The sequence below is a fragment of the Melissospora conviva genome (assembly GCF_049523535.1).
Taxonomy (GTDB): domain Bacteria; phylum Actinomycetota; class Actinomycetes; order Mycobacteriales; family Micromonosporaceae; genus Melissospora; species Melissospora conviva.
The window spans coordinates 539,763-565,398 of record NZ_JBLLDT010000002.1 but is presented as its reverse complement, the minus strand read 5'-3'; the positions used below and the strand labels follow the sequence as shown (position 1 = coordinate 565,398).

Genomic DNA, 25,636 nt, shown 5'->3' with positions numbered 1-25,636 from the left:
TGGTACCGCGAAGGCGGCGGCCGGCGCCAAGACGCCCGGCGCGCGCAAGGCGGCCGGCGGCGGCAAGGCGGCGGCGGGCACCCGGTGAATTCAGGTCGCTTTCAGCCGGGGCGGCTACCGTCGCGCGGTGCGGCGGTGGCCGGCGGTGGCACCCGCAGCAGAGCCACGACCCTGTTCGGCGAGAAGGGTGCGAGATGAGTGAACGGAATCGGCCGGCACTGACGCCGGAAGAAGAGCCCGGACCGCGGCCGGCGCACTCGGCGCTGCCCGCGGGCGAGCGCCGCGGCGCACCTGCCGGCACACAGAGCAGAAGAACGCTACTGGCCGGGGCTGGAGCCGTCGGCGCGGCTGTCGTGCTCTCCGCCTGCGGCGGCAACGATAGCGACGGCGCTGCCCCCGACAGCCCCGCCGGCACCGGCACCGGCAGCGGCAACCCCGCCGGTACCGGCACCGGCAACCCCGCCGGCAGCGCTGCCCCGGGCGGCGACGCCGCCCCCGGCGCCGGGGGAATCGTCGGCACCGCCGAGATTCCCGAAGGGGGCGGCCGGATCATCGCCGACGCCGCCGTGGTGATCACCCAGCCGCAACCGGGAGAGTTCAAGGCATTCGACTTCACCTGCACCCACCAGCGCTGCCCGGTCTCGCGGATCGCCGACGGCAAGATCCTCTGCACCTGCCACAACAGCGCCTTCTCGATCTCCGACGGTTCGCCGCTCTCCGGGCCGGCGACCCGGCCCCTGGCAGCCAAGGAGATCATCGTCGAGGGCGGCCGCATCTCGCTGGCCTGAGATGCGGCCCGTCCCGCCGGGCGGTGGCGTGATCGGATCTTGACGGGGGTGGCGGCTACGCTTGCCACCGTGGCTGATCCCTCCACCTACCGTCCCGCGCCCGGCACGATCCCGGAGTCCCCCGGGGTCTACCGGTTCCGCGACGGCAGCGGCCGGGTCATCTACGTCGGCAAGGCCAAAAACCTGCGCAGCCGGCTCAACTCCTACTTCGGTGACCTCTGGGGGCTGCACCAGCGCACCCAGCAGATGGTCACCACCGCCACCGCCGTCGACTGGGTGACCGTCCGCACCGAGGTCGAGGCGCTCCAGCTCGAATACAACTGGATCAAGCAGTACGACCCGCGCTTCAACGTCCGCTACCGCGACGACAAGTCGTACCCGTATCTGGCGGTGACTCTGGACGAGGAGTACCCGCGGCTTCAGGTGATGCGGGGCGCGAAGCGCAAGGGGGTGCGCTACTTCGGGCCGTACTCGCACGCCTGGGCGATCCGCGAGACGCTGGACCTGCTGCTGCGGGTCTTCCCGGCGCGAACCTGCTCGGCCGGCGTCTTCAAACGGGCCGGCCAGATCGGCCGGCCGTGCCTGCTCGGCTACATCGGCAAGTGCTCCGCGCCCTGCGTGGGGCAGGTATCCGCCGCCGAGCACCGGGAGATCGTCGAGGCGTTCTGCGACTTCATGGCCGGCCGCACCGACACGCTGGTGCGGCGGATGGAGCGGGAGATGGCCGAGGCCAGCGAGGCGCTGGAGTTCGAGCGGGCGGCCCGGCTGCGCGACGACATCGCCGCCCTGCGCCGCGCGATGGAGAAGCAGACGGTCGTTCTCGGCGACGGCACCGACGCCGACGTGGTCGCCTTCGCCGAGGACCCCCTCGAGGCCGCGGTGCAGGTGTTCCACGTTCGTGGTGGACGGGTCCGGGGCCAGCGCGGCTGGGTGGTCGAGAAGACCGAGGAGCTGGAGACCGGCGACCTGGTGCACCACTTCTGCACCCAGGTCTACGGCGACGAGAGCGGCGAACAGCACGTCCCCCGTGAGCTGCTGGTGCCGGCGCTGCCGGCCGACGCCGAGGCGCTCACCGACTGGCTCTCCGCGCGGCGGGGCAGCCGGGTGCACCTGCGGGTGCCGCAGCGTGGCGACAAGAAGTCCCTGATGGAGACGGTGGGACGCAACGCCGCCGAGGCGCTCAACCGGCACAAGCTACGCCGGGCCGGTGACCTCACCACCCGCAGCCAGGCCCTCGACGAGATCGCCGACGCGCTCGGCATGCCCACCGCGCCGCTGCGCATCGAGTGCTACGACATCTCGCAGAACCAGGGCACTGACGTGGTCGCCAGCATGGTGGTCTTCGAGGACGGGCTGCCGCGCAAGAGCGAGTACCGCCGCTTCATCATCCGCGGGGCCACGGACGACCTCTCCGCGATGTCGGAGGTGATGCGCCGCCGCTTCGCCCGCTACCGCAGCGGCGGCGACGACGCGCCGCCACAGCCGGCCAGCCCTGCCGCGGCGGACGCGTACTACACCACCGAGGCGGGGGAGCAGACCGCCGAGGAGCCACCGGCGGGCGAATTGCCCGGGATCGATCCCACCTCCGGCCGGCCGCGCCGGTTCGCCTACCCGCCGCAGCTGGTGGTCGTCGACGGTGGCCAGCCACAGGTCGCCGCGGCCGCCGCCGTCCTGGCCGAGCTCGGCATCACCGACGTGGCGCTCTGCGGGCTGGCCAAGCGGCTGGAAGAGGTCTGGCTGCCCGACGACGACTTCCCGGTGATCCTGCCACGCACCTCCGAGTCGCTCTACCTGCTGCAACGGGTACGCGACGAGGCGCACCGCTTCGCCATCACCTTCCACCGGCAGCGGCGGTCGAAGCGGATGACGGAATCCGCGCTGGACCACGTGCCGGGGCTCGGCGAGGTACGGCGCAAGGCGCTGCTGAAGCACTTCGGCTCCCTCAAGCGGCTCTCGGCGGCCACCGTCGAGGAGATCACCGAGGTGCCGGGGATCGGCCGGCGCACCGCTGAGGCGATCGTCGCCGCGCTCGGCGGCGGGTCACAGCCCGCCGCGTCCTGAGGCGGCGTCGACATCGGGCGTCGACCGGGCGGGGGAACAGCCGGGTAGCCGCAACTGTCGGGTTGAGGACGCCCCTGCCGGAGCGCCGTGGATAACGTGCTCGCTCATGGACGTCACCCTCGCCGCCGACGACGCCCGGTCGCGCCATCGCCACGAGCCGGCAGCAGCCTTCGACCTGATCGGTGCGCGGTACCAGGAGGCGTTCGCCCGCAACGACGGGCAGCAGGACGTTGTCGAGTTGCTGCTGGGGCGGCTGCCGGCCGGGGCCCGGGTTCTCGACGTCGGCTGCGGCAGCGGGCTGCCGACGGCCCGTGCTCTCGTTGACGCCGGCTGCGCGGTCACCGGCATCGACATCTCGCCGGTGATGCTCGAACTGGCACGCCGCAATGTTCCGGAGGCGACGTTCCTGCAGTGCGATGTGCGCGACGTCGACCCGCGGCTGGGGCCCTTCGATGCGGTCGTGGCGCTCTTCACCCTGCCGATGCTGCCCCGGGTGGAGATCCGGCGGGCCCTGGCCCGGCTCCGTGAGTGCCTGCGCCCCGACGGGCTGCTGGTCCTCGCGATGGTGGAGACCGACGCCGACGACGAGCCCTTTTCCTTTCTCGACGTGCCGGTACGGGTCAGCGGCTGGCCGCGTCAGCAGCTGCGCCGGGTGCTCGCCGACGCGGGCTTCACGGTCTGGGTCGAGGATGTGCGCCTCTACCAGCCGGCCGCCCCGACCCCCGGGGAGGTGCAGATCTTCCTCACCGCCGAGGTCACCCCCGACCCGTGAGCCGTGCCGGCCCACCTGTGCGGACCGGCTTCGTGGCCCCCGGCCGGGCCAGTCGCGGCATCGCCCCCGGTCAGTCGGCCCGGACGGCGAGGACGAGGTGGTCGGCCTCCGAACCGCGCAGCAGGTGCTGGGTCACCTGCGTGAAGCCCGCAGCGGTCAGCAGTTCCGACAGTTCGGTGAAGCTGTACGCGCGCCCGCCCTGGGTGTGGAAGAGGTTGAGGCTGAATGCCCGCACGAACGAGTCGGCCGTCCCCGCCGGCCGTTGCGGCACCTCGGCCAGTGGTTCCAGCAGCGCCACCCGGCCGCCCGGGCGCACCGCGGCCGCCACTCGCTTGAGCAGCGCGCCGACCTCGGTGTCCGGGTAGCCGTGCACGATGTTGAACAGCAGCGCCAGGTCGTGGTCGGCGCCGAGGTCGACGGTTGACAGGTCGCCCGGCAGGGCGGTGATCCGTTCGGTGAGTCCGGCTGCGGTGATCGCCGGGGCGCCCTGGGCCAGCGCGCCGGGCAGGTCCAGCACCGTTGCCCGCAGCTTCGGGTAGCGCCGGCAGAAGGCGATGCTGTAGCCGGCGTGCCCGCCCCCGATGTCCAGCAGTCGGCCCGCCGGCGGCGGCGCCGGGATCAGCTCGACGATCTCCGGGGCGAGCCAGGCCGCGAGTCGGCGCAGCATCGTCTGGAAGTCGGCGAGGGTTTCCGGCCGTTGCTCCAGCCACGGGTAGAAGTCCCGGCGCGGCAGGCCGCTGCGCATCGACTCCTCCAGGTCGGTCCAGCGTTCGGTGACGACCGCCCCCCAGAAGGCGAGCACCGGCGCGAAGCTCTCCGGCGCGTCGCGTAGCAGCCACCGGGTGGTGTTGGCGCTGTTGGCGTACCCCGTGGCGGAGCCGGTGAGGTAGCCGAAGCCGACCAGGGCGTCGGCGAGCAGCCGGAGGGCGTACGCGTCGGTGCCGGTGCGGCGGGCCAGGTCGGCCACGGGCAGCGGCCCGGCGGCCAGGGCCTCGAAGACCCCGAGCCGCAGCCCGGCGACGGCGCTGCGGAAGCCGAGGGCGTTGAGCAGGTCCAGGTGCGCGGCGGGCGCCTGGTCGGTGACGGTGAACTGGCGCAGCTCCTCGGGCTGGACCGGGACCGGCATGTCGGCTCCTTAGCAGTGGGGGCGAGGGATCAGCGGGCGCCGGCGTCGCCGCCGGGCACGCTCGCGGTCTCCGATGCGGCCGGGGCCGGTTCAACCGTGGGCTCGGCGGGGACCGGTTCAACCGTGGGATCGGCCGGGAGCGGTTCAACCGCGGGCTCGGCCGGGACGGGTTCGGCCGGGGCCGGCGGCACGGGCTCGGCGTCGGGCAGATCGTCGACGCGCCGCAGCGCCGGGCGGGTCAGGCCGATCGCCACGACCACCACCATCAGCACCCCGGTCACCGCGAAGACCAGCGCGGTGCCCCGCCCGTCGCCGGTGCCGATCACCGACCCCACGGTGGCGGCCAGCGCGCCGTCGGGGCGCATCAGTGGTTCGAAGATGCCGTCGGCGATCGGGCCGGCGAGCACGTACGCCAGTGGCACTGTCGACTCGCCGACCAGCCGGGCGGCGGCCAGCACCCGGCCGAGCACCTCGGGCTCGGTCTTGGTCTGCAGCAACGTCATGGTGGAGCTGTTGACAACCGGCAGGGTGGCGAGGAAGAGCGGCGCCACGACGGCGATCAGCCAGGGCGACGGGGCCAGCGAGTGCAGGGCGAGCGCGACACCGCCGAGCGCCAGACCACCGAAGACGGTGTGGATACGGCGGCGGGTTCCGCCCCAGGCCCCCATCACCAGGCTGCCGGCGAAGAGTCCCGCCCCGCCGGCGAACATCAGCACGCCGAGGGTGTCGGGCGAGGAGAAGGAGAGGATCAGCGGCTGCACCAGCACCCCGGCGATGCCGAAGAAGAAGTTGTAGCCGGCGAAGAGGACCATCAGCTGGAACAGGCCGCGGCGGCGGCGCAGGTGCTGCCAGCCGGCCAGGGCGTCGGGCAGCAGCGGCCGGCGCTCCCGCGGGGCGGCGGGCCGGGTGATGGTGTCGGGCAGCCGGACCAGCAGCAGGATCAGCCAGCCGACGGCGAAGGTGCCGAGGTCGATCGCCATCACGCCGGCGACGCCGATGGTGACGACCAGGGTGCCGGCGATCAGCGGCGCGGCGATCTGCACCGCACGCGATATCTGCATCAGCCCGTTGAACCGGGCCAGGTGCCTGCGCCCGACCAGGGCCGGGGTCATCGACTGGTAGCTGACCTGCTGCACCGTCGAGCAGGCGGTGCTGATCGCGGTGATCAGATAGATGTGCCAGACGGCGAGGTTCCCGGTGGCGACCAGCGCGGCGAGGATCGCGGTGCCGGTCGCCGCGCCGAAGTCGCTGACGAGCATCAGCCGCCGCCGGTCGTAGCGGTCGGCGAGCACCCCGGCGAGGGGGGCGGTGAGCAGCACCGGCAGCGACGACGCCAGGAAGATCAGCGAGAACTGGGTGACCGACCCGGTCCGCTGGTAGACCCAGACGCCGAGCACGAAGCCGGTCAGGCTGGACCCGATCAGCGAGACGAGCTGACCGAGCCAGACGGTGATCAGCAGGCGGAGGTGGACCGGCGGGGTCATCGGGGCTCCGGGGTTCGGGGACGGGGGACACGTGCCGGCGGGCGGTCGAGCAGTCCGGCCCGCACGCACCAGTCCAGATAGGTGTGGATCAGCCGGGCATCGGCGGGCGGGCAGACCAGGCCCGCCGGGGCCAGCGCCGCCTCGGTCGTCGTGCAGTCGAACGTGGGCTGGGTACGCGGTGGCGCCTGCGGCCCGAAGAGCGGGGTGAAGGGCGCCAGCGGCAGGTCCGGCCGGTTCAGCAGCGCCGCACGCCACTGTGGATAGGGCGACAGTCGCACCGGGAAGCCGTACGTGCGCAGCGCCTCCGCCAGCTCGGCGAAGGAAATGGTGCGGTTGTTGTAGAAGTGGAAGTCCCGCCCCCAGTGGCGCGGTGAACGGCTCAGGTGCCCGATCCCGGCGGCGACGTGATCGACGGGCGCGAGGTCCAGCGGGTCGTCGGTCAGTTCCGGTACCGCGCCGAGCCCCACGAAGCTGCGCAGCAGCCGGGTGAAGTAGTCGTCGGCGTTGCCGGCCCCTGTCACCGCGTGGCCGGTGATCCGGGCCGGCCGGTGGACGGTCACCGCCAGCCCGCGGTCGCGGGCCGCGCGGGCCAGCGCGTCGGCCGCCCACTTGGCGGCGTTGTAGCCGTCGCCGAGGCCGGTGCAGTCGTCCGGGGAATCGGTCTCGCGTACCACCGCGGCGGTGCGGTCCGGGGTGAGGAACACCCCGAGTGTGGAGATCAGGTGCAGCGCGGTGGGGCGACCGGCGCCGGCCAGTCGCAGCACCTCGAGGGTGCCCCCGACGTTCGCCGCGCGCAGCCGCTCGTAGGGCGCCAGGAAGTTGACCAGGCCGCCGTTGTGCACCACCGCGTCGACGGAGTCGGCCAGCTCTGCGAAGTCCCGGGCGCTCAGGCCCAGCCGAGGTGAGCCGAGGTCGCCGGGGACACCGACCAGGCGGTCGGCCCAGCGGTCGTCCCAACGGCCGTACCGGGTGAGGTTGGCCCGGACCCGGTCGAGGGCGGCCTGCGCGGAGCCGGCCCGGACCAGGCAGTGCAGCACCGCGTCGCTGTGGGTGAGCCAGTCGGCGAGCAGGTGTGCGCCGAGGAAACCGGTGGCGCCGGTCAGCAGCACCGACTGCGCCTCGGCGGCCGGTGCCGCGGCGGGCAGGGCGGCGCAGACGTCGTCGGGAAGCATGGCGTCGGCGCGTACGCCGGGGGCGGTGGAGGCTCCGCTGCGGGCGGGACCGGCCGCACCGGAACCGCCCGCAGCGCCGGCGGCGTCGATCGCGGCGGCCATGGTCGCGAGGTCGGGGGTGTCGAAGAGCGCCCGCACCGGCAGCCGTACCCCGAGTGCCTCGGTGATGCGGGTGGTCAGCGGTCCGGCGAGCAGTGAGTGTCCACCCAGGTCGAAGAAGCTGTCCCGGCGTCCGATCGCGGCGCCGTCGCGTGGCCCGCCGGGCAGCAGCGTGGCCCAGATCCCGGCCAGGACCCGTTCGGTGCCGGTGGCCGGCGGCAGGTGCTCGCCGCCGGCGTCGTACGCCGGTGGCGGCAGGGCCCGCTCGTCGACCTTGCCGTGCCGGTTGAGCGGCAGCTCCGGCAGGAGCGCGTAGCCGGCCGGCACCAGGTGGGCGGGGAGCCGGCGGCGCAGCGCGGCGCGCACCTCGGCCGCGCCGACGGTCGCCTCCGGGAGGGGGACCAGGTAGGCGACCAGCCGGGCTCCGCTGCCGTCGTCGTGGACGGTTACCAGCGCCCGGCTGATCTCCGGCTGCTCCAGGCAGGCCGCCTCGATCTCGCCGACCTCGATGCGGTGACCGCGGATCTTGACCTGCCGGTCGGTGCGGCCGAGGAAGTCGAGGGTGCCGTCGGAGCGCCGGCGGGCGAGGTCGCCGGTGCGGTAGAGGCGGGCTCCGGGCGCGCCGAACGGGTCGGGGACGAAGCGTTCAGCGGTGAGCGCGGCCGCGCCGAGGTACCCGCGGGCCGGTGCGGCGCCGCCGAGGTGGACCTCGCCGGTCGCGCCCACCGGTACCGGGCGCCCGGCGGAGTCGAGCAGGTGCACGGTGACGTTCGGCAGCGGCGTGCCGATTGGCAGCTGGTGCGCGCCGGCCGGCTCGGCGCCGTCGCGGGTGCGGTAGGTCGTGGCGCAGACGGTGCCCTCGGTCGGCCCGTAGTGGTTGTAGAGGGGCACCCGCCCGCCGGTGAGCCGCGCCCAGCCCCGGACGGTCGCCGTCGGCGCGGCCTCACCGCCGATCATGACCCCGCGCAGCCGGCCGGTGTCGACGCAGGTGCCGCCGTCCGTCGCCGCCGGGTCGAGGTGCCGGCCAGCGGACGCGGCGACGTGCTCGGCTTCCAGGTCGGCGGTCCAGCGGGCCCAGAGCGCCGCGGCGGTGTCCACCAGGGTGATCTGCTCGGCTGCGGCGAAGCGCAGCAGCTCCGGGCCGGTCAGCTCGGCGGGCCGGGGGTGCAGCACCAGCGTCGCCCCGCTCACCAGCGCCGGGAAGAGGTCGCCGACGGAGGCGTCGAAGCTCAGCGGCGGCAGCATCAGCAGCCGGTCGGCGGGGGTCAGGGTGTGCGCCTCGATGAAGGAACAGGTCAGGTTGACGGCGTTGCGGTGCGGCACCACCACGCCCTTCGGCCGGCCGGTGGAGCCCGAGGTGTAGACGACGTACGCCGCCTGCGCCGGATGGCAGGCCGGCAGCGGGACGGGCTCGACCTGCGCGCCGTCGGCACTGTGGCCGGCGGGGGTCAGCACGATCAGTTCACCCCGGTACGCGCCGAGCCGCCCGGCGTGTGCCGGGTCGGTCAGGACCAGCGGCGCGCCGGCGTCGGCGAGCAGTGCGGCCAGCCGCTGTGGCGGACTCCCCGGGTCCAGCGGCAGGTACGCGCCGCCGGCGTGGAGGACGGCGAGGATGCCGACCACAGCGGCGCGCCCGGACGGCAGCACCAGCCCGACCGGTACCTCGGGGCCGACGCCCGCGGCCCGCAGCCGGTACGCCAGCCGGCGGGCCCGCGCGTCGAGTTCCCGGTAGGTGAGCGCGCCCTGCTCGTCCCGGACGGCGGTGTGGTCCGGATGGGCGCGGGCGGTCGCGGAGACCAGTTCGTGCAGCCCTCGGTCGACCGGGTGGTCGCGGGCCGGCCCCTGCCAGCCGGCCAGCTCCGCGCGCTCGACTGGGCCGGTCAGCTCCAGTTCGGAGAGGCGCCGGTCGCGGTCGCCGGTCAGGGCCCGCAGGGCGTGGGTGAAGCGTTCGGCGAAGCGGGTGACGGTTGCCTCGTCGAAGAGGTCGGTGCGGTAGTCGATCCCCCCGACCAGCTCGGGGCGGGTCTCGAAGAGCACCAGGGTCAGGTCCAGCCGGGCGGTCCGGCGCCCGATTCCCACGGGAGTGGCCGTCAGCCCGTCCTGTACCCCACCTGCCTGTGGCGGGGCGACCACGCACATCACCTGGAAGAGCGGGTTGAGCCCCGGGTCGCGGGGGGCGTCGGCGAGCCCGACCAGCTGCTCCAGCGGCACGTCCACATTGCTCATCGCGTCGACGCAGGTGCGGCGTACCCGATCCAGGACGGTGGCGAGGGTCGGGTCGGCGGAGAGGTCGGTGCGCAGCGGGAGGCTGTTGACCATCAGCCCGACCACCGACTGCAGGGCGTCAGTGGCACGGGTGGTCACCGGCGAGCCGACACAGAGGTCGTCCTCTCCGGTCCAGTGCCGCAGCGCGATCTTCAAGGCGGCCATCGTGATCATGAACAGGGTGCAGCCGGTGCTGCGGGCGAGGGCCCCGACCGCCGCGCTCAGCTCGGCGTCGAGGCGGAAGGGGAGCGTCGCCCCCACGAAGGCCGGTGCCGCCGGCCGGGGCCGGTCCAGCGGGAGCGCCAGCAGCCCGGAGATGCCCGCGAGCTGCTGCTCCCAGTACGCGCGTTGCCGGTCCAGGCCGGCCGCGCTGCTCTCGTGGTGCCGCAGAACGTGGTCCGGGTACTGCACCGCCACCGGTGGCAGCGGCGCCTGCCCGGTGACCAGCCGGTGGTGGCTGTCGAGGATCTCGCCGAGCACGATCTGCAGGGACCGCTCGTCGGCGATGATGTGGTGCAGGACCAGCACGAAGAGGTGGCTGTCGGGCCCGAGCCGGATCAACCGGGCCCGCAGCAGCGGGGCGGCGCCGAGGTCGAAGCCGGTCTCGGCGTCACGGTCGCGCAGCAGCGCGGCGCGGCTTTGCGGGTCGGGATCGTCGCTCAGGTCGTCGAAGACGACCAACCCGCGGCAGGCGGGATCATCCGCCGGCAGCACCACCTGCTCGGCCCGGCCGTTCGCGTCCGCGACGATCGCGGTACGCAGCGCCTCATGCCGGGCGACCACCGTCTCCACGGCGGTGGCGAACACCGCCGCGTCGAGCGCGCCGGTGAGCCGTGCCGCGGTCGAGATGAGGTACGCCGCGCCGCCCGGCGCGAGGCGGTCGAGGAACCAGATCCCCTCCTGCAGCGACGAGAGCGGCACCCGGGCACCCGCCGGACGCACCGGCACCGCCGGGGTGCTCCGGGTGGTCCCGACACCGCGGCGGGCGAGCAGCTCGCGGATCAGCCGCTCCCGGTCCACCGCGCCGGCGCTGGTCGAGTCCGTCACCGCGGCGCCCCCTCTCCGCTCGTCGGTTCCGCGGACGCCAGCAGCGCCTGCAGTTCCTCGGTGGAGAGACCGGCCAGCTCACGCCGGAGCCGGGCGACGGACTCGACGTGCCCGGGCGTGGGTTCGGCCCGGGTCAGCGCGGCGGCGAGCCCGGCGACGGTCGGTGTCTCGAAGAGCAACCGGATCGGCACCTCCATCTCGAAGATCTCGGCGAGGCGGCCGAGCGCCCGGGTGGCGAGCAGGGAGTGGCCGCCCAGGGCGAAGAAGTTGTCGTCCGCGCCGACCCGCGCCACCCCGAGCACCTCCTGCCAGACCTCGGCGAGCACCTCCTCCGCCGGGGTGCGTGGCGCGACCGGCTCGGCGTCGGCCGCCGCGCGCCAGTCGGGCGGGGGCAGAGCGCCGCGGTCGGTCTTGCCGTTTGCGTTGAGCGGCAGCGCCGGCAGCAGCATCAGCACCGACGGGATCAGGTACGCCGGCAGGCGGGAGGCGAGCCAGTCCCGCAGCTGCTCGTGCAGCCCGTCGGCCGGCTCGTCACCGGCGGGCACCAGATAGCCGACGAGCCGTACGTCCTCCGGGCCGGCCGACCAGGTGGTGACAACCGCGTCGGCGACGCGCCCGTGGGCGCGCAGCGTCTCCTCGATCTCGCCGAGTTCGACCCGGAAGCCGCGCACCTTGACCTGGTGGTCGGCGCGCCCCAGGAACTCCAGCCGGCCGTCGGCGCGGCGCCGGGCCAGGTCGCCGGTGGCGTACAACCGGGCGCCCGGCCGGTCACCGAACGGGTCCGGCACGAAGACCCCGGCGGTACGCCCGGCGCTGCCGTGGTAGCCGCGGACCACGCCGTACCCGCCGATGTGGACCTCGCCCACGATCCCGGGCGGAACGGGCCGGCCGGCCGCGTCGAGCAGGTAGATCTCGGTGTTGGCGATCGGTGGGCCCAGGTCGACCAGCCCGGCGCCGGTGGTGCGGGTGGTGGTGGACCAGACCGTGGTCTCGGTCGGGCCGTAGCAGTTCCACAGCGCCGCGCCGTCGGCGGCGAGGGCGTCGGCCAGGTCGCGGGGGAGGGCCTCACCGCCGCAGAGGCGTACCCGCAGCGCCGCCGGTGTCCCGCCCGCCGCCAGCAGCAGCCGCCAGGTCGCCGGGGTGGCCTGCATGGCCGTGACGCCCTCTTCGGCCAGGAGCCGGCGCAGCGCGGCGCCGTCGGCCGCCACCGCGCTCGCCACGATGACCAGCTGGGCGCTGCTCACCAGCGGCAGCAGCAGTTCCAGCACCGAGATGTCGAAGGAGAGGGTGGTCACCGCCGCGAACCGGTCGGCCGGGGTGAGTCCCAGCTCATCGCCGAAGGCCGCCAGGAGGTTGACCACGCCCCGGTGTGGCACGGCGACCCCCTTGGGCCGCCCGGTCGAACCCGAGGTGTAGATCAGGTAGGCGAGCGAATCCGGATGCATCGGCTCGGCCGGGGTGTCGGCGGGCGCGGCGGCCAGCTCCGCGGCGTCGTCGTCCAGGCAGATGAGCACCGGCGCGGTCGCCAGCGTCCCGGCAAGCTTGTCGCGTACCGCCCGCCGGGTCACCACCACCCGCGCCCCGGAGTCCTGCAGCATGTACCGCAGGCGCTCGGCCGGCAGCGCCGGGTCCAGCGGCAGGTAGCCGGCACCGGCGTGCCAGCTGCCGAGTACGGCGCCGAGCATCTCCACACCCCGGTCCAGGCAGATCCCGACCGGGGTGTCCGGTGCTACGCCGCGGCGGCGCAGCAGCGTCGCCAGCCGGGCGGCGTCCTCCAGCAACCGGCGGCCGGTGACCTTCCCGTCCGGGCCGGTCACCGTCGAATCGCCCAGCTCCTGGGCCGCCTCGATGAGGTCCAGCGCCGTCGCCGCCGGTGGCAGCTCACATCCGGTGGCGTTCCAGTCGAGCACCGTCTGCCAGCGCTCGGCGTCACTGAGCAGGCCGATCTCGGCGACCCGCCGGCCCGGGTCGGCCACGGCCGCCTCCAGCAGGGTGCGCAGATGCCGTCCGAAGCGCTCGACCGTCGCGGCGTCGAACAGGGCGGTGTCGTACTCCATCGCGAGCCGCATCGCGTCCTCGCCGCCGACCTCGGCGACCAGCGACAGGTCGAACTTGGCGGTGCCGCTGTCGACGTGCAGCGAGGCGGCGCGGGTGCCCGCCAGGTCGAGCGCGCCCTGCGGGGTGTTGAGCACGATCAGCTGGGTCTGGAAGACCGGGGCGTGGCTCATGCTCCGCTCCGGCCGCAGCTGCTCCACCAGCTTCTCGAACGGCAGGTCCGCGTTGGCCAGACCGCCCAGGGCCGCCTCCTTCGCCCGGCCGAGGACGGTCCGGAAATCCGGTGCCCCGTCGGTGCGGATCCGCAGTGCGAGCGTGTTGACGAAGAACCCGATCAGCGGCTCCAGGTCCGGATGGGACCGGCCGGCGATCGGGGTGCCGACGACGACGTCGTCCTGACCGCTGTAACGCGACAGCAGCGCGGCGAAGCCCGCCAGCAGCGTCATGAACATGGTGACGCCCTGCTCCTGGCTGAAGCGGCGCAGTCGTCGTGCCAGCGGGGCGTCGAGGGTGAAGTAGTGCACCTGCCCCCGGTACGACGCGATCGCCGGCCGCGGTCGGTCGGTGGGGAGCGTCAGCAGCGCCGGGGCGCCGGTGAGCTGACCGCTCCAGTAGTCGAGCTGGCGGTGCAGCGTCTCATCGGAGAGCTTCTCCCGCTGCCAGCGGGCGAAGTCGGCGTACTGCGCCGGCAGTGGGTCCAGCGTGGGAGGAGTGCCTGCGCGCAGCGCCGCGTACGCGGCACGCAGTTCGGCGAAGAGCACGCTCAACGACCAGGCGTCGCAGATGCAGTGGTGCAGGCAGAGCGAGAGGTAGTGCTCCTCGGCGGCGACCCGGATCAGCCGGGCCCGCAGCAGCGGCCCCGCGGCCAGGTCGAAGGGCGCTCGCGCCTCCGCCCGCACCAGTTCGACCGCGCTGAGACGCCGGCCGGCCAGGTCCGGCCCGTCGGGCTCGACGAGGTCGAGTTCGCAGCTCAGGCCGGGATTGACCACCTGCACCGGCTCCCCGGCGACCTCGGCGAAGGTGGTGCGCAGCGTGTCGTGCCGGGCGACGACCAGCCGCAGCGCCTCCCGCAGTGCCGCCACGTCGAGCGGTCCGTCGACCCGGTAGGCGACCGGGATGTTGTACACCGGGTTGCCCGGCTGGAACCGGTCGAGGAACCAGAGCCGCTGCTGACCGTACGAGGGCGGGTAGCGCCGCGGGCGGGCGTTGCGGGTGGTCAGCAGCCGGGCCAGCCGGGCCCGCTTGGCGGCGGCGCTGTCGTCGGGCTCGCTCATCCGATCTCCTCCGGGGTGAGGCCCAGCCGGTGGGCGGCGGCAGCGGCGCGTTGCCGCAGGACGGCCGGGGTGCCGGTGCCGAAGCGCTGCAGGTAGCTGCGCAGCGCCGCGGCGTCGTCGGTCAGGAACGGCAGGTCGGTGGCGACCATGTGCCGGATCGCCAGCAGCGGCACCGGTGATCGCAGCGGACGGAAGTCCGGGTTCCACAGGCCGCCCTTGTCCGGCGGGCCGGCGTGGAACTCGCCGATCATCAGCCCTTCGGCGACGTACCGGGGCTTGAGCCGGGCCTGGGTCTCGTCGACCACCGCCTGCGCCCACTGCGGCGCCAGGTCCGGGAAGGTGAGCAGGACAGTCTTGAACTGGGCCGCCGGGCCGGTCACCGGCGGCAGCTCGCGGAACCAGTCCCGGTAGATCAGCAGAGTCTCCGCGAGCGTCTCCGGGGTGGGCGCCTCGCCACGGTGGACGGCGAGGAAAAAGGTGCCCCGCTCCAGTGACCCCTGCGCGAACGGGCAGACCGGGCCCTTGCGGCCCAGCTCCGGATGGGGGCCGCAGAGGTACTCGCGCGCCCACTCGAGTACCGCGCGCAGTTGCGCGGCGACGTCGGCCACCGGCGCGGGCACGTCGGCGGTGAGCAGATCCCGCTGCTCGACCAGGACGTGCTCCGGGTGGCGGGCATGGGTCAGCATCCCGGCCCCCGCGACCGTCGACGGGCCACCGCCCGCGCCGCGCCGGCGAGCGCCGTCACCCCGGCCGCGGCCGCGCCGGTCAGGGCGGCAGCCAGGAGCCGGTCCTGGCGTTTCGCCCGGGCCACCGCCTCGGCGTACGGCGTGGTGGTGTGCGCGACCATCGTGTACAGCGGGACCCACGCCTCGGGGGCGAGGCGGGTCAGCGTCTGGTCGGCGAGGCTCCGCAGGTGGTAGCCGGGCCGGTGCACCCGGTCGCGCAGCTCCACGAAGTTCCGGGTGGAGAGCTCGGCCAGGGTGTCGGTGTGCGGGCGGCGCGTGGCTTCGAAGGCGGCGAGCGCGCCCGCCGGGTCCGGCTCCCGCGCCAGGCAGCGGTCCAGCACCAGGCAGTCCTCGAACGCCGCGTTCATGCCCTGCCCGTAGAAGGGGTAGACGGCGTGGGCGGCGTCGCCGATCAGCACCACCCGTCCGGCGTGCTGCCAGGGCGTCGTCCGGACGGTCACCAGCTCGCCGGTGGGGTGGCTGGTGAATTCATCCACCAGGCGGGGCAGCAGCGCCGTCGCGTCCGGCATGTACCGGGCGATGAAGCCCCGGATCGCCGCAGGGGTGTCCAGGGCGGTGAAGCCGGTCGGCCCGTCGAACGGCAGGAAGAGCGAACAGGTCAGCGAGGCGTCCCGGTTGGGGTGGGCGACCATCAGCCCCTGTTCGGCGGGCCAGACGTGCAGCGCCTCCAGGCGTACCCGGGGGCGACCCTGCGGATCGGGCGGGATGGTCAGCTCCTTGTAACCCCAGTCCAGCACCGTCTGGGAGTGGCTGCCCCGCAGCCCGTGCTGCAGCATCCGGCGGGTGGCCGAGAAGGCCCCGTCGGCGCCCACGACGAGGTCCGCCGCGACCGTGACCGGGTCGCCGCCGTCGACCGGCCGTACGGTGACGGCGGGGGAGTCCCGGTCGAGCAGCTCCAGCCGCCGGCCGAAGTGGAACCGCACCCCGGGTTGCGCGTCGGCGGCGTCGACCAGCAGGGCGATCAGCTCGTCGCGCAGCACCGAGTGCAGGATGTGGTGCTCGGCCACCCCGTACGGCTGGAACCGGACCGTGCCGTCGGGACGGTGCACGACCCGGCCGCGCATCGGCACTGAGCGTTTGAGCACCTCGTCGAGGAGCCCCACGTCGCGCAGTGCCCGCATTCCGCGGGCGGAGAGCCCGAGGTTGATCGAACGTCCGGCCACCCCGGCCGGCGCCGCCCGTGGATCGGCACGCCGTTCGAAGACATCCACCTGGTAACCGCGCCGGGCCAGGAAGCAGGCCGCCAGTGACCCGGCCAGTCCCGCACCGACGACGACAGCCCGCTGCTGCTGCCCCCTTGGCGTACGGCCTGAGCTCATGACTCCTCCTCGGCGATCAGGGTGTCGAGCAGTTCGTCGATCTGCTGGTCGGAGAGGGTGTCGAGCGAGGCCAGCAGGTCCGGACCGGCTGGGCCCGCGATGCGCTCGGCCGGTCCGGTCGCGCCGGCGGCCGCCTCGGTGAGCAGGACGGCCAGTGCGGCGACGGTCGGTGCGGCGAAGAGTGAGCGCAGCGGCAGTTCCACGCCGAACTCGGTGCGGATCCGGGCGGTCAGCCGGGTGGCGGTGAGCGAGTGCCCGCCGAGGGCGAAGAAGTTGTCGTGCACACCGATGCGCTCCAGCCCGAGCACCTCCCGCCAGAGCTCCGCCACCGAGCGCTCCACGGGATCACGCGGGTTGACGTACCGGTCGTTGACCGCTTCCCGCCAGGTCGGCCGGGGCAGGGCCGCCCGGTCGACCTTTCCGCTCGCGGTGCGGGGCAGCTGCGGCAGCGCCACCACCGTCGCCGGGATCATGTACTCGGGCAGCCGGCGCGCCAGCGCCGTGCGGATGCCGGGCCAGAGCGCGGCGAGGTCGACCTCGGCGGAGAAGGCGTCGCCCGTGGACGTGGTGCCGGCTCCGGCGGGCACCACGTGCGCGGCCAGGCGGGCGTCGTCCTCGTCCTGCCAGAGCGTCACGACCGCGTCGGCGATCCCCGGCTGCTCGCGCAGGGCCGCCTCCACCTCGGCGGGCTCGATCCGGTATCCGCGCAACTTCACCTGGTGGTCGATGCGGCCCAGGTGCTCGAGGGTGCCCCCCGGCAGGCGGCGCGCCAGGTCGCCGGTGGCGTAGAGCCGGGCACCGGGCCTGCCGCCGAACGGGTCGGGACGGAACCGGTCGGCCGTCATGGCGGCCCGGCCGTGGTAGCCGCGGGCCAGGCCCGCGCCGCCGATGTGCAATTCACCGATCACCCCGGGAGGGACCGGCCGGCCGGCCGGGTCGAGCAGGTACAGCCGGGTGCCCTCGACCGGGTCGCCGAGGTCGACCGGACCGTTCGTGCCCACCGCGCCGATACTGGAGTAGACGGTGGTCTCGGTGGGGCCGTAACCGTTGAGCAGCACCGCATCCTCGGCTCGCAGCACATCGGCCAGGTCCCGTGGCAGCGCCTCGCCGCCGCTGATCCGGATCCGTACTGTCGGCGGCACCCCGCCGGCGGTCGCCAGCATCCGCCAACCGGTCGGGGTGGCCTGCACGGCGGTCACGCCGCGGGCCGCGAGCTCGGCGCGCAGCGCGGCGGCGTCCAGTTTGGTCGCCGCGTCGATGATCTCGATCCGGGCGCCCGCCAGCAGGGGGAGCACCAGCTCCACCACCGAGATGTCGAAGGCGGCAGTGGTGATCGCCGCGAACCGGTCGGCGGGGGTGAGCCCGAGCCGCCGGCCGGTCGCGGCGAGGAGATTGGCCACCGACCGGCGGGTGACCGCGACGCCCTTGGGCGTCCCGGTGGAGCCGGAGGTGTAGAGCAGATAGGCGAGCGCGGCGGGGTGGGCGGCGACCTGCGGCGCAGTGACCGGCCGCGCCGCCAGGTCCACCGAGTCGAGTCGCACCAGCCGGGTCCCGGCCGGCAGATCGTCCGGCAGGCTCGGCGCGGCGAAAGCGTCACTGACCACCACCGCCGGGCGGGCGTCGTCGAGCATCAGGGCGATCCGTGCCGCCGGCAGCCCCGGATCCAGCGGCAGGTAACCGGCCCCGGCCTTCCAGGTGGCGAGGATCGCGGTGACCAGGTCCGGACCCGCAGGCAGGCAGATCCCCACCACGACGTCCGGCCCCGCGCCGTCGGCCCGCAACAGCTGGGCAAGCTGGTTGCTGCGCACCTCCAACTGCCGGTACGTCAGCGCCGCCCCCGACGCGGTGCCCACCGCGACCGCGTCCGGGCCGGCCGGCGGCTCGGCGCCCGGCAGGTGCAGCCGCTCCGCGCCCGGCGCGAGGTCCACCTCGTCCCCGGCGTCGTCGCGGCGGCGCAGCAGCGACTCGATCGCCGCCGGGGCCAGCAACGGCAGCTCGGCGACCGGAGTGTCCGGCCGCTCGGTCGCCCCGGCCAGCAGTGCCCGGTACGCCTCGGCGAGGTCCCGCATCCGTGCGACGTCGAAGAGCTCCCGGCGGTAGGTCAGCCGTCCCCGCAGCCCTTCCGGCCGGTTCTCCACGGTGAGGGTCAGGTCGAACTTCACCGTGCCGTTCTCGCGCAGCCGCGGGGTCATCCGCACGTCGCCGGCCCGCATCGGCTCCGGCGGCTCCTCCAGCGCGAACATCACCTGCACCAGCGGCGCGTAGGCGAGGCTGCGCGGCGGGTTGAGGGCGTCGACGAGCTGTTCGAAGGGCGCCTCCTGCCGGGCGGTGGCGGCGATGGCCGACTCCCGGGCGGCGGCGAGCAGCGCCGCGAAGGTCGGCGCGGTGTCGAAGCGGGCCCGCAGCGCCAGCGTGTTGGCGAAGAAGCCGACGACCTGCTCGGTCTCCGGTCGGGTCCGCCCGGAGACGGGCACCGCGACCAGCAGATCCTCCTGGCCGGTGACCCGGTGCAGCAGCGCCTGGAAGCCGGCGAGCAGCACCGCGAAGACACTGGTGCCGGCGGCCTGGGCGGTGGCGCGTACCCGCGCGGTCAGGTCGGCGGGGAGCGCGAAGGTGACCAGCCCGCCTTCGGGGCTCTGCTCGGTCGGACGGGGACGGTCCGCGGGCAGCTCCAGCAGGGCCGGGGCGCCGGTCAGCTCCTGCCGCCAGTACTCCAGGTCGGCGGCGAAACCGCCGGCGGCGAGCTGTTCGCGTTGCCAGGCGGCGAAGTCGGCGTACTGGATCGGCGGGGGCGGCAGGTGCGGTGTCCGCCCGGCCACCAGCTCGCCGTACGCGTGGGCCAGCTCCGCGAAGAAGGTGCCGAAGGACCACCCGTCGGCGACGATGTGGTGCACCACCAGAATCAGCAGGTGCTCCTGCGCGCCGGTGCGGACCAGGTGGCAGCGCAGCAGCGGCCCGGTGGACAGGTCGAAGGGGCGGCGTCCCTCGTGGTCGGTGAGCTCGGTCAGGCGGCGGGCGCGGGCCGGTTCGGGCAGGTGGGTCAGGTCGGTCACCGCCGGGCGGACCGGCCGCGGCGGGTGGATGACCTGTGAGGGTTCGCCGTCGGTGGCGGTGAAGGTGGTCCGTAGCGTCTCGTGCCGCCCGGTGAGCCAGGTCAGCGCGTCGGTCAGCGCCGCCACGCGCAACGCTCCGGTCAGCCGCACCGACCAGGCGATGTTGTACTCGGGTGTGCCGGGGGAGAGCCGGTCGAGCATCCAGAGCCGGCGCTGCGTGGAGGAGGCGGGCAGCACGAAGGTCTCGCTGGTCATCTAGCGCGGTCCTTCCTCACCGGCTGGGCCGGTCGACGGGGTGCGGGTGTCCACCGCGACCATCCGGAGCTCGGCGGTGTGCCGGGCCCCGTCCGGTCCGGTCAGCCAGAGCTGGTCGGGGCCGGGCAGCATCTCGCTCAGCCGCAGGGTGGCGTCGGCGCCGGCCCCGTCGACGGTGCGCCGTACCGCGCGGGCGAACCCGTCCACCGCCGGCAGGCTGGCGAAGTCGAGCAGGAACGGCTTCTTCTCCACCGGGGTCTTGACGAAGACGTACCGGGGCAGGTCGGTCTCGCGCTGCCAGCGGCGCACCCGGCGGAACCGTTCGGCCTCGTCGGCGATGCGGGCGAAGTCGAGGTCGGCGGCGCGCAGCCGCCAGCTCTCCCGGGCGATGACGACCCGGCCGACGGTCACCCGGGGCTGGTGGGCCGCGCGCGGCAGGATGTCGAAGCGCTGGATCAGGTGCAGCATCACCGCCTCACCGACCACTTCGGCCAGTGGCAGGCTGTGCCGCCCGTCGGTGCTGCGCACCACGAGCGCACCGTCGTGCTCGGTCAGCACGCAGTCGCCGACGGCGAGCGCCGTACGCGGATCCAGGCCGCAGCTGTCGTGGCCGAAGACCAGTCGCAGGTCCCGATCGGTGACGAGCTTGTCGGTGAGCCGGGCGGGGGCGCCGCCCTCCTCGCCGGTGGCGGCGAGTGCGACGCGCGGGCCCGGCAGGTCGGCGGTCATCGCCGCGCGCAGCTGCTCCGGGTCGGGGTGCTCGGCGACGAAAAGCGCCGAGCGCAGCGTGTTCACCCCCGGGTGCACCTCGCCGACGACCCACTGGAACTCGCCGCGGTTGACCGCATCGAGGCTCTCGGCGACCAGCATGACGTCGGGGCTGTGCTGGTACGCCCCCACCCAGCCGGGCCGTGGTGCGGCGAATGCCTCGGCGGCGGCGGTGCCGACGGTGTCCGGGTCGAGCTGGACGCGCCGTTGGCCGGGCTCCGGCCGCAGGATGCGGGCCCAGCGCTCCTGCAGCCCTCGCTCCAGGGGCGCCAGCAGCTTCTCCGGCGCTTCGAAGAGGAGGTCGTTGGCCCAGAGCCAGAAGTCGGCGAAGGGCACTGTCGGTGAGCCGCTGCGTCGTACCAGCTCCCGGTAGCGTTCGGTGAAGGCCCGGCGGAACAGCGCGGCGCCGGCGAAGGTGAACCAGCGGGCGCTCTCCAGCAGCGGGGTCAGCCCCGGCCAGAGGGTGCCGGCGAGCTCGGGGGAGAGGCTCACCTGCGAGCCCGAACGGCAGTCCTCGTAGACCAGGGTGCGACCGGCGTAGACCTGGCCTGCGCGGCGTACCGCGGTGCGCCCGGTGAGCGCGGTGAAGGTCTGCTCCAGCGACTCCAGGGCGGTGTCCAGCCGTGCCGGGTCGCCGGCGGCGGCGGCGACGGCGGCGCGGGCGCCGAGCAGCTGCCGCAGCGCCGACAGGGCCGGCCCGCGGACGGCCGGGTCGTCGACCGCGCGAAGCCGCCGGACCAGCGCCCGTTCCGGGAACAGGTCCTCCTTCGGCACCTCCAGCGACCAGGTCACCCGCCGGTCGTCGCGCAGCCGGGCCAGCAGGTCGTAGACCTGCCCGGCGTCGCCGGCCGCGCCGTCGGCGACCAGCTCCGCGGCTATCTGACCGGCGGTACGGCTGCCGTCGCAGGCCCGCAGCAGCCGGGCGACCAGCGACGGCAGGGCGACCGGCTGGCTCAGCGGCAGCGCCAGGGCGCCGTCGCGGACCGTGAGGAAGGGCAGCCGGCGCGGTACGAGCCACGGCCGCAGCCCCGGTAGTTCGGCGGCGAGTGTCTCGGCGAGCTCGGCGATGGCCCAGTTCTCGAAGTAGACGGTCCGGCGGCTCAGCGGTTGTGCGTCGTGGCGTACCCGCAGCGCCTGCGACTGCGGTGTGACCTCGGCCCAGTTCACCGGGCCGAAGAAGCCGATGGTGTCGTTCTTGGCCCGGTAGCGCTGCAGGTAGGTGGCGACCAGGCTTTCGTGCTGGCGCTGTTTGGAGCTGCGTGGGCGGCCCGCGCCGGCGACCAGCGGGTCCAGCCCGGTGCGCAGCGCGTGCCGGTTCTGCCAGGTGACCGCCTCGCGCAGCAGCGGATCGGCGGCCTGCCGGCGCAGGGCTTCGCTGGCGCGCCCGACGGCGCGGTGATGCGACCCGGTGAATGCCGCCTCCGCGCCGGCGTGCCGGTCGCGGGCCTCGGCGAGCGCCGCCAGTGCCGTGTCAAGTGTGCCGTCGTGGCCCGGCACGGGCAGGGTCCGCGGCTGCCGTCCCTGCCGCACGTCGCGTTCGGCCCGGTTCCAGGCGCCACGGTCGCCGCGGTCGCCGGCCAGCCGGGCGCAGCGGAGCGCATCCAGGACCTCCTGCTCTGCCCGCAGCAGGAGGTCCTCGGCGGCGAGTAGCTCGTCGGTGACCGCCACGTGAGCCGGGTCGCCGAGCCGGGTCAGCTCCTCGATTCCGAAGCCGGCGGCGCGCAGCCCGACCCAGCGCCACATCGCCCACGGACCGGGGGCGGGCCGCACCAGGTGGGCGGGGGCGTGGCGGTAGGCCGTCCGGTCCCGGGCGGTGATCGGCGCCGCCGGGCGCCCGCCGGTGGAGATCCGCCGGTCGATCTCGGTGGCGAGGGCGGTCAGCCCGGGGTTGTCGTAGACCCGGCGCAGCGGCAACTCCACGCCGAACCGTTCGGTGACGAGGAAGGTCATCCTGGTGGCGAGCAGCGAGTTGCCGCCCAGGGCGAAGAAGTCCGCGTCGGCCTCCCGTGCGGGTGTGCCCAGCAGGTCGCCCCAGAGCCGGGCGAGCCCGGCGACGGTCGACTCGGCCGCCGGGGCGGCCCCGGCGGGCAGGGCGGCCGGCGGCGCATGCCGGGCGACGGCGGCGGGGTTCGCGGCGGTCAGGGCCGCCCGGTCCAGCTTGCCGTTGGCGGTCAGGGGCAGCACCGGCAGCAGGTGGTAGAGAGCCGGACGCAGATGCCCGGGCAGCCGCTCCTCGGCCCAGGCCCGCACCGCGGCGACATCGGTGCCGGCGTCCGCCCCGGCGTCGCCGTGGTCCGCCGGCGTGAGGTAGGCGACCAGCCGGCGCTGCTCGCCGGTGCCCGCCACGACGACGGCGACGGCGCCGACCTGCGGGCAGCCGCGCAGCACCGACTCCACTTCGGCCGGCTCCACCCGGAATCCCCGGATCTTGACCTGGCGGTCGGTGCGCCCGAGGAATTCGAGCGTTCCGTCGGGCCGCCAGCGGGCCCGGTCGCCGGTGCGGTACATCCGGGCACCCGCTTCGGCGGCGAACGGGTCGGGCAGGAAACGGTCGGCGGTCGCGGCGGCGGCGCCGTGGTAGCCGCGCGCCACCCCGTCGCCGCCGGTGTAGAGCTCGCCCGGTACACCGACCGGCACCGGGCGCAGGTCGGCGTCGAGCAGGTGCACGCTGCTGCCGCGCACCGGCCGCCCGATCGGCACCGGGTTGCGGACCTGCGCCGGTGTGGTCATCGGGTGGCAGGAGGTGAAGGTGGTGTTCTCCGTCGGGCCGTACCCGTTGATCACCGGGCGTCGGCCCCGCAGGTGCAGGGCGGCGCGTACGGAGTCGGGGTCCAGCACGTCACCGCCGGCCAGCAGCTGGCGGACCCCCGCCAGACCCGCCGGGTCGTGTTCGACCATCTGGTGGAAGAGCCCCGCGGTCAGCCAGAGGACGGTGATCCGTTCGGCGCGGACCAGGGCGACGATCTCCTTGGGACCGAGCGGTCCGGCGGGGGCGACGACCAGCCGGGAACCCGTCAGCAGCGCGCCCCAGATCTCCAGGGTGGCGGCGTCGAAGCCGGCCGGGGCGAGCTGCAGGACCCGCTGACGCGGCCCGAGGCGCAGGTAGCCGGGTCGGCGCACCAGCCGGGCGACCGCCCGGTGCGGCACCGCCACCGCCTTCGGCGCGCCGGTCGACCCGGAGGTGTAGCTGAGGTAGGCGAGGCTTTCGGGGGCGGCCGCTGGTGGGGGAGCGGTGGTCGGCTGTGCGGCGGTGTCGGCGGCGATCTCGTCGAGGTCGAGCACCGGATGCCCGGCGGGCACGCCGTCGCGGCCGGCGCCCGCCAGCAGGGTCAGGGCGGCGCCGCTGCGGGCGAGCAGGTCCCGGTTGCGGGCCGCCGGCGCCGCCGGGTCCAGCGCCAGGTACGCCCCGCCGGCCTTGACGATCGCCAGCAGGGCCACCACCAGGCGTACCGAGCGGGGCAACGCCACCGCGACCGGAGTGTCCGGGCGCAGGCCGTGGCGGATCAGCAGGTGCGCCAGCTGGTTGGCGCGGGCGTCGAGTTCGGCGTACGTCAGCGCGGCGTCCGGCCCGGTGACGGCGACCTTGCCGGGTCGGCGGCGGACCTGGTCGGCGAAGAGCGACCCGATGGTGGTGCCGGCCCCGTACGCCGGGCGTCGCCGTGACCAGGCGGCGAGCTGTGCGGTCTCGGCGGGGCCGGCCAGCGGCAGGTCGGCCACAGGGGCGTCGAGTCCGGCGGGCATCGCCCGCAGCAGCGCGGTGAACTGGCGCAGCAGGTGGTCGGCGGCGGTGTCGTCGAGCCGCCGCCGGTCGTGGTAGAGCTGGATGCGCATCCGGGTGTCACCGAAGACGCAGCAGGTGACCGCGCTGCTGGGATGCCGGTGGATGCGCACCCGCCCGTCCCAGTCCGGCACGGTCTCGGTGAGCAGGCTCTGCAGCTCCCGGTGGTCGTACATCAGCACGGTTTCGAAGAGCGGTTCCTGCACCGGCCGGCCGGCTGCGGCGGTGATCTCCGCCAGGGACGTGGCCTGGTGCGGCCGGATCCGCCCCACCTGTCGGCGGACGTCGCGCAGCCACTCGCGCAGCGGGCGGCGCGGGTCGACCGTCACCGGCAACGGCACGGTGTTGATCAGTAGGCCGATGCTGCTCTCGGCTCCCTCGACGCTGTCGCGCCGGCAGCTGCGGACGGTGCCGAAGCAGACGTCGTCGGCGGCGCTGTGGCGGTGCAGCAGCAGCGCCCAGGCGGCGGTCACGAGCGTCGCCGGTGAGACGCCGGCGTCGGCCGCGGCCTGGCGCAGTGCCGTGCCGGCCGCCGGGTCGAGCAGCGTGCCGGTTTCCCGGACGGTGGCGGTGGTCCGGGCCGGCAGGTCGCTGGCGGGGCGCAGGGGCAGATCGCTCCAGCCTCGCCCGCCGCCGAGCAGTTCCCGCCAGAACCGGCGGTCGCCGGCGGAGTCGCGCTGCGCGTACCAGCGGGTGAAGTCGGGGTAGGGGCGGCGCGTGGGCAGCAGGCAGGCGGCGCCGGTACGCCGGGCGGTGTACTCGGCGAAGACCTCGGTGAGCAGCAGGTGCAGCGAACGGCCGTCGAGGATCGCGTGGTGGAAGGTGATCACCAGGACCCGGGGACCCGCGGGGCCGTGCAGCACGGTCAGCCGCAGCAGCGGCGCTACCGAGAGGTTGAACTCGTCGGCGCGGTCGGCGGCGAGGAATCCCGTGGGCAGTTCCCCGTCGACCACCGGGCCGGGCTGTTCCTGCTGTCGCACGGTGATGGTGACCTCGGGGGCGACGCGCTGGACCAGCCGGTCGCCCTGCCAGTCGAAGCCGGTGCGGAGCACGTCGTGGCGGGTGGTGGCGTGCTGCCAGGCCTCCGAGAGCGCCGCGACGTCGACCGGTGCGGGGAAGTCGATCACGACCTGGATCAGGTCGACGCCCGCGCCGCTGTCGTAGCGGCTGTGGAAGAGGAACCCCTCCTGTAGTGGTACGGCCTCGTGGCACCGGGATCCGGCGGCGGGATCGTGAGTCCTGCTGCCGACGGCGGGGGTGTTCCCGGTATTGGAGAGCACAGTCTATTTCCTCCTGGCGGGGCCGCTGTGGCACATTGCGCCGATGCCGTCGGCCAATGCGTTGTTCATCGCATTGCGCCGGCGGCGGTGCCGTTGTTTTCTCCGGAGGGGGAGCCCGGTGAGTGCCCAGAAAATTACGAGACCGATCCATGCGTGTCAACGGTTCGGTGAGAATGTCGTCTACGTGGTCGGCATATTCATGATCTCGGGCGATTTCGGGCCTATGAGCCGGAGGTGCTGTTCTTGTCGGACCTGCGCTGGTTGTCGGTTGCGTCACTGTCGCCGCGCTTGCCG

11 protein-coding genes are annotated in these 25,636 nt (G+C 74.5%); 3 read left to right on the top strand and 8 right to left on the bottom strand.

What is annotated here, in order from left to right:
* Positions 1–194: 194 nt before the first annotated feature.
* From ACK8GG_RS07640 to ACK8GG_RS07630, 3 genes are all read left to right on the top strand, one after another.
* A complete protein-coding gene (locus tag ACK8GG_RS07640; RefSeq protein ID WP_440355921.1) occupies positions 195–788 on the top strand; it encodes a Rieske (2Fe-2S) protein in 594 nt (197 codons plus the stop codon).
* A 69-nt stretch (positions 789–857) separates the two neighbouring features.
* Positions 858–2,849 (top strand): excinuclease ABC subunit UvrC, encoded by a 1,992-nt coding sequence (uvrC, locus tag ACK8GG_RS07635; RefSeq protein ID WP_440349003.1) that lies wholly within the window; start codon positions 858–860, stop codon positions 2,847–2,849.
* Between the two features lie 106 nt (positions 2,850–2,955).
* Positions 2,956–3,621 (top strand): class I SAM-dependent DNA methyltransferase, encoded by a 666-nt coding sequence (locus tag ACK8GG_RS07630; protein WP_440349002.1) that lies wholly within the window; start codon positions 2,956–2,958, stop codon positions 3,619–3,621.
* Positions 3,622–3,691: 70 nt separating this feature from the next.
* On the opposite strand, the gene ACK8GG_RS07625 is transcribed toward ACK8GG_RS07630, so the two are convergent.
* Genes ACK8GG_RS07625 through ACK8GG_RS07590 form a run of 8 tightly spaced genes read right to left on the bottom strand, consistent with a single transcriptional unit; the run spans position 3,692 to position 25,342 of the window.
* Entirely contained in the window at positions 3,692–4,747 is a 1,056-nt protein-coding gene (locus tag ACK8GG_RS07625; RefSeq protein ID WP_440352808.1) for a methyltransferase, read from the bottom strand.
* 29 nt (positions 4,748–4,776) lie between these two features.
* Positions 4,777–6,231: an MFS transporter gene (locus ACK8GG_RS07620; protein WP_440352809.1), complete on the bottom strand. Its 1,455-nt coding sequence runs from the start codon at positions 6,229–6,231 to the stop codon at positions 4,777–4,779.
* Positions 6,228–10,814, bottom strand: a complete 4,587-nt coding sequence (locus ACK8GG_RS07615; RefSeq protein WP_440355920.1) for a non-ribosomal peptide synthetase — start codon at positions 10,812–10,814, stop codon at positions 6,228–6,230. The genes ACK8GG_RS07620 and ACK8GG_RS07615 overlap by 4 nt, the downstream gene beginning before the upstream one ends.
* Entirely contained in the window at positions 10,811–14,143 is a 3,333-nt protein-coding gene (locus ACK8GG_RS07610) for a non-ribosomal peptide synthetase (protein WP_440355919.1), read from the bottom strand. The genes ACK8GG_RS07615 and ACK8GG_RS07610 overlap by 4 nt, the downstream gene beginning before the upstream one ends.
* Positions 14,140–14,829, bottom strand: coding sequence for a DUF6875 domain-containing protein (locus tag ACK8GG_RS07605; RefSeq protein ID WP_440352812.1), 690 nt, complete (start codon positions 14,827–14,829; stop codon positions 14,140–14,142). Before ACK8GG_RS07605 ends, ACK8GG_RS07610 begins: the two co-directional genes overlap by 4 nt.
* Positions 14,823–16,208 carry an FAD-dependent oxidoreductase gene (locus ACK8GG_RS07600; protein WP_440352813.1) on the bottom strand — a complete coding sequence of 462 codons (1,386 nt, stop codon included), beginning with the start codon at positions 16,206–16,208 and terminating at the stop codon, positions 14,823–14,825. The genes ACK8GG_RS07605 and ACK8GG_RS07600 overlap by 7 nt, the downstream gene beginning before the upstream one ends.
* A complete protein-coding gene (locus ACK8GG_RS07595; RefSeq protein ID WP_440355918.1) occupies positions 16,205–19,516 on the bottom strand; it encodes a non-ribosomal peptide synthetase in 3,312 nt (1,103 codons plus the stop codon). Before ACK8GG_RS07595 ends, ACK8GG_RS07600 begins: the two co-directional genes overlap by 4 nt.
* The gene (locus ACK8GG_RS07590) at positions 19,517–25,342 is read right to left on the bottom strand and encodes a non-ribosomal peptide synthetase (protein WP_440355917.1); all 5,826 of its coding nucleotides are present in this window, start codon (positions 25,340–25,342) and stop codon (positions 19,517–19,519) included. It abuts the gene before it with no gap.
* Positions 25,343–25,636 lie beyond the last annotated feature (294 nt).

Excerpts from the sequence above, each read along its gene's own strand:
- ACK8GG_RS07640 (WP_440355921.1), top strand. The coding sequence starts at position 195 with ATGAGTGAACGGAATCGGCCGGCACTGACGCCGGAAGAAGAGCCCGGA.
- ACK8GG_RS07630 (WP_440349002.1), top strand. The coding sequence starts at position 2,956 with ATGGACGTCACCCTCGCCGCCGACGACGCCCGGTCGCGCCATCGCCAC.
- ACK8GG_RS07625 (WP_440352808.1), bottom strand. The coding sequence starts at position 4,747 with ATGCCGGTCCCGGTCCAGCCCGAGGAGCTGCGCCAGTTCACCGTCACC.
- ACK8GG_RS07620 (WP_440352809.1), bottom strand. The coding sequence starts at position 6,231 with ATGACCCCGCCGGTCCACCTCCGCCTGCTGATCACCGTCTGGCTCGGT.
- ACK8GG_RS07610 (WP_440355919.1), bottom strand. The coding sequence starts at position 14,143 with ATGAGCGAGCCCGACGACAGCGCCGCCGCCAAGCGGGCCCGGCTGGCC.
- ACK8GG_RS07605 (WP_440352812.1), bottom strand. The coding sequence starts at position 14,829 with ATGCTGACCCATGCCCGCCACCCGGAGCACGTCCTGGTCGAGCAGCGG.
- ACK8GG_RS07600 (WP_440352813.1), bottom strand. The coding sequence starts at position 16,208 with ATGAGCTCAGGCCGTACGCCAAGGGGGCAGCAGCAGCGGGCTGTCGTC.
- ACK8GG_RS07595 (WP_440355918.1), bottom strand. The coding sequence starts at position 19,516 with ATGACCAGCGAGACCTTCGTGCTGCCCGCCTCCTCCACGCAGCGCCGG.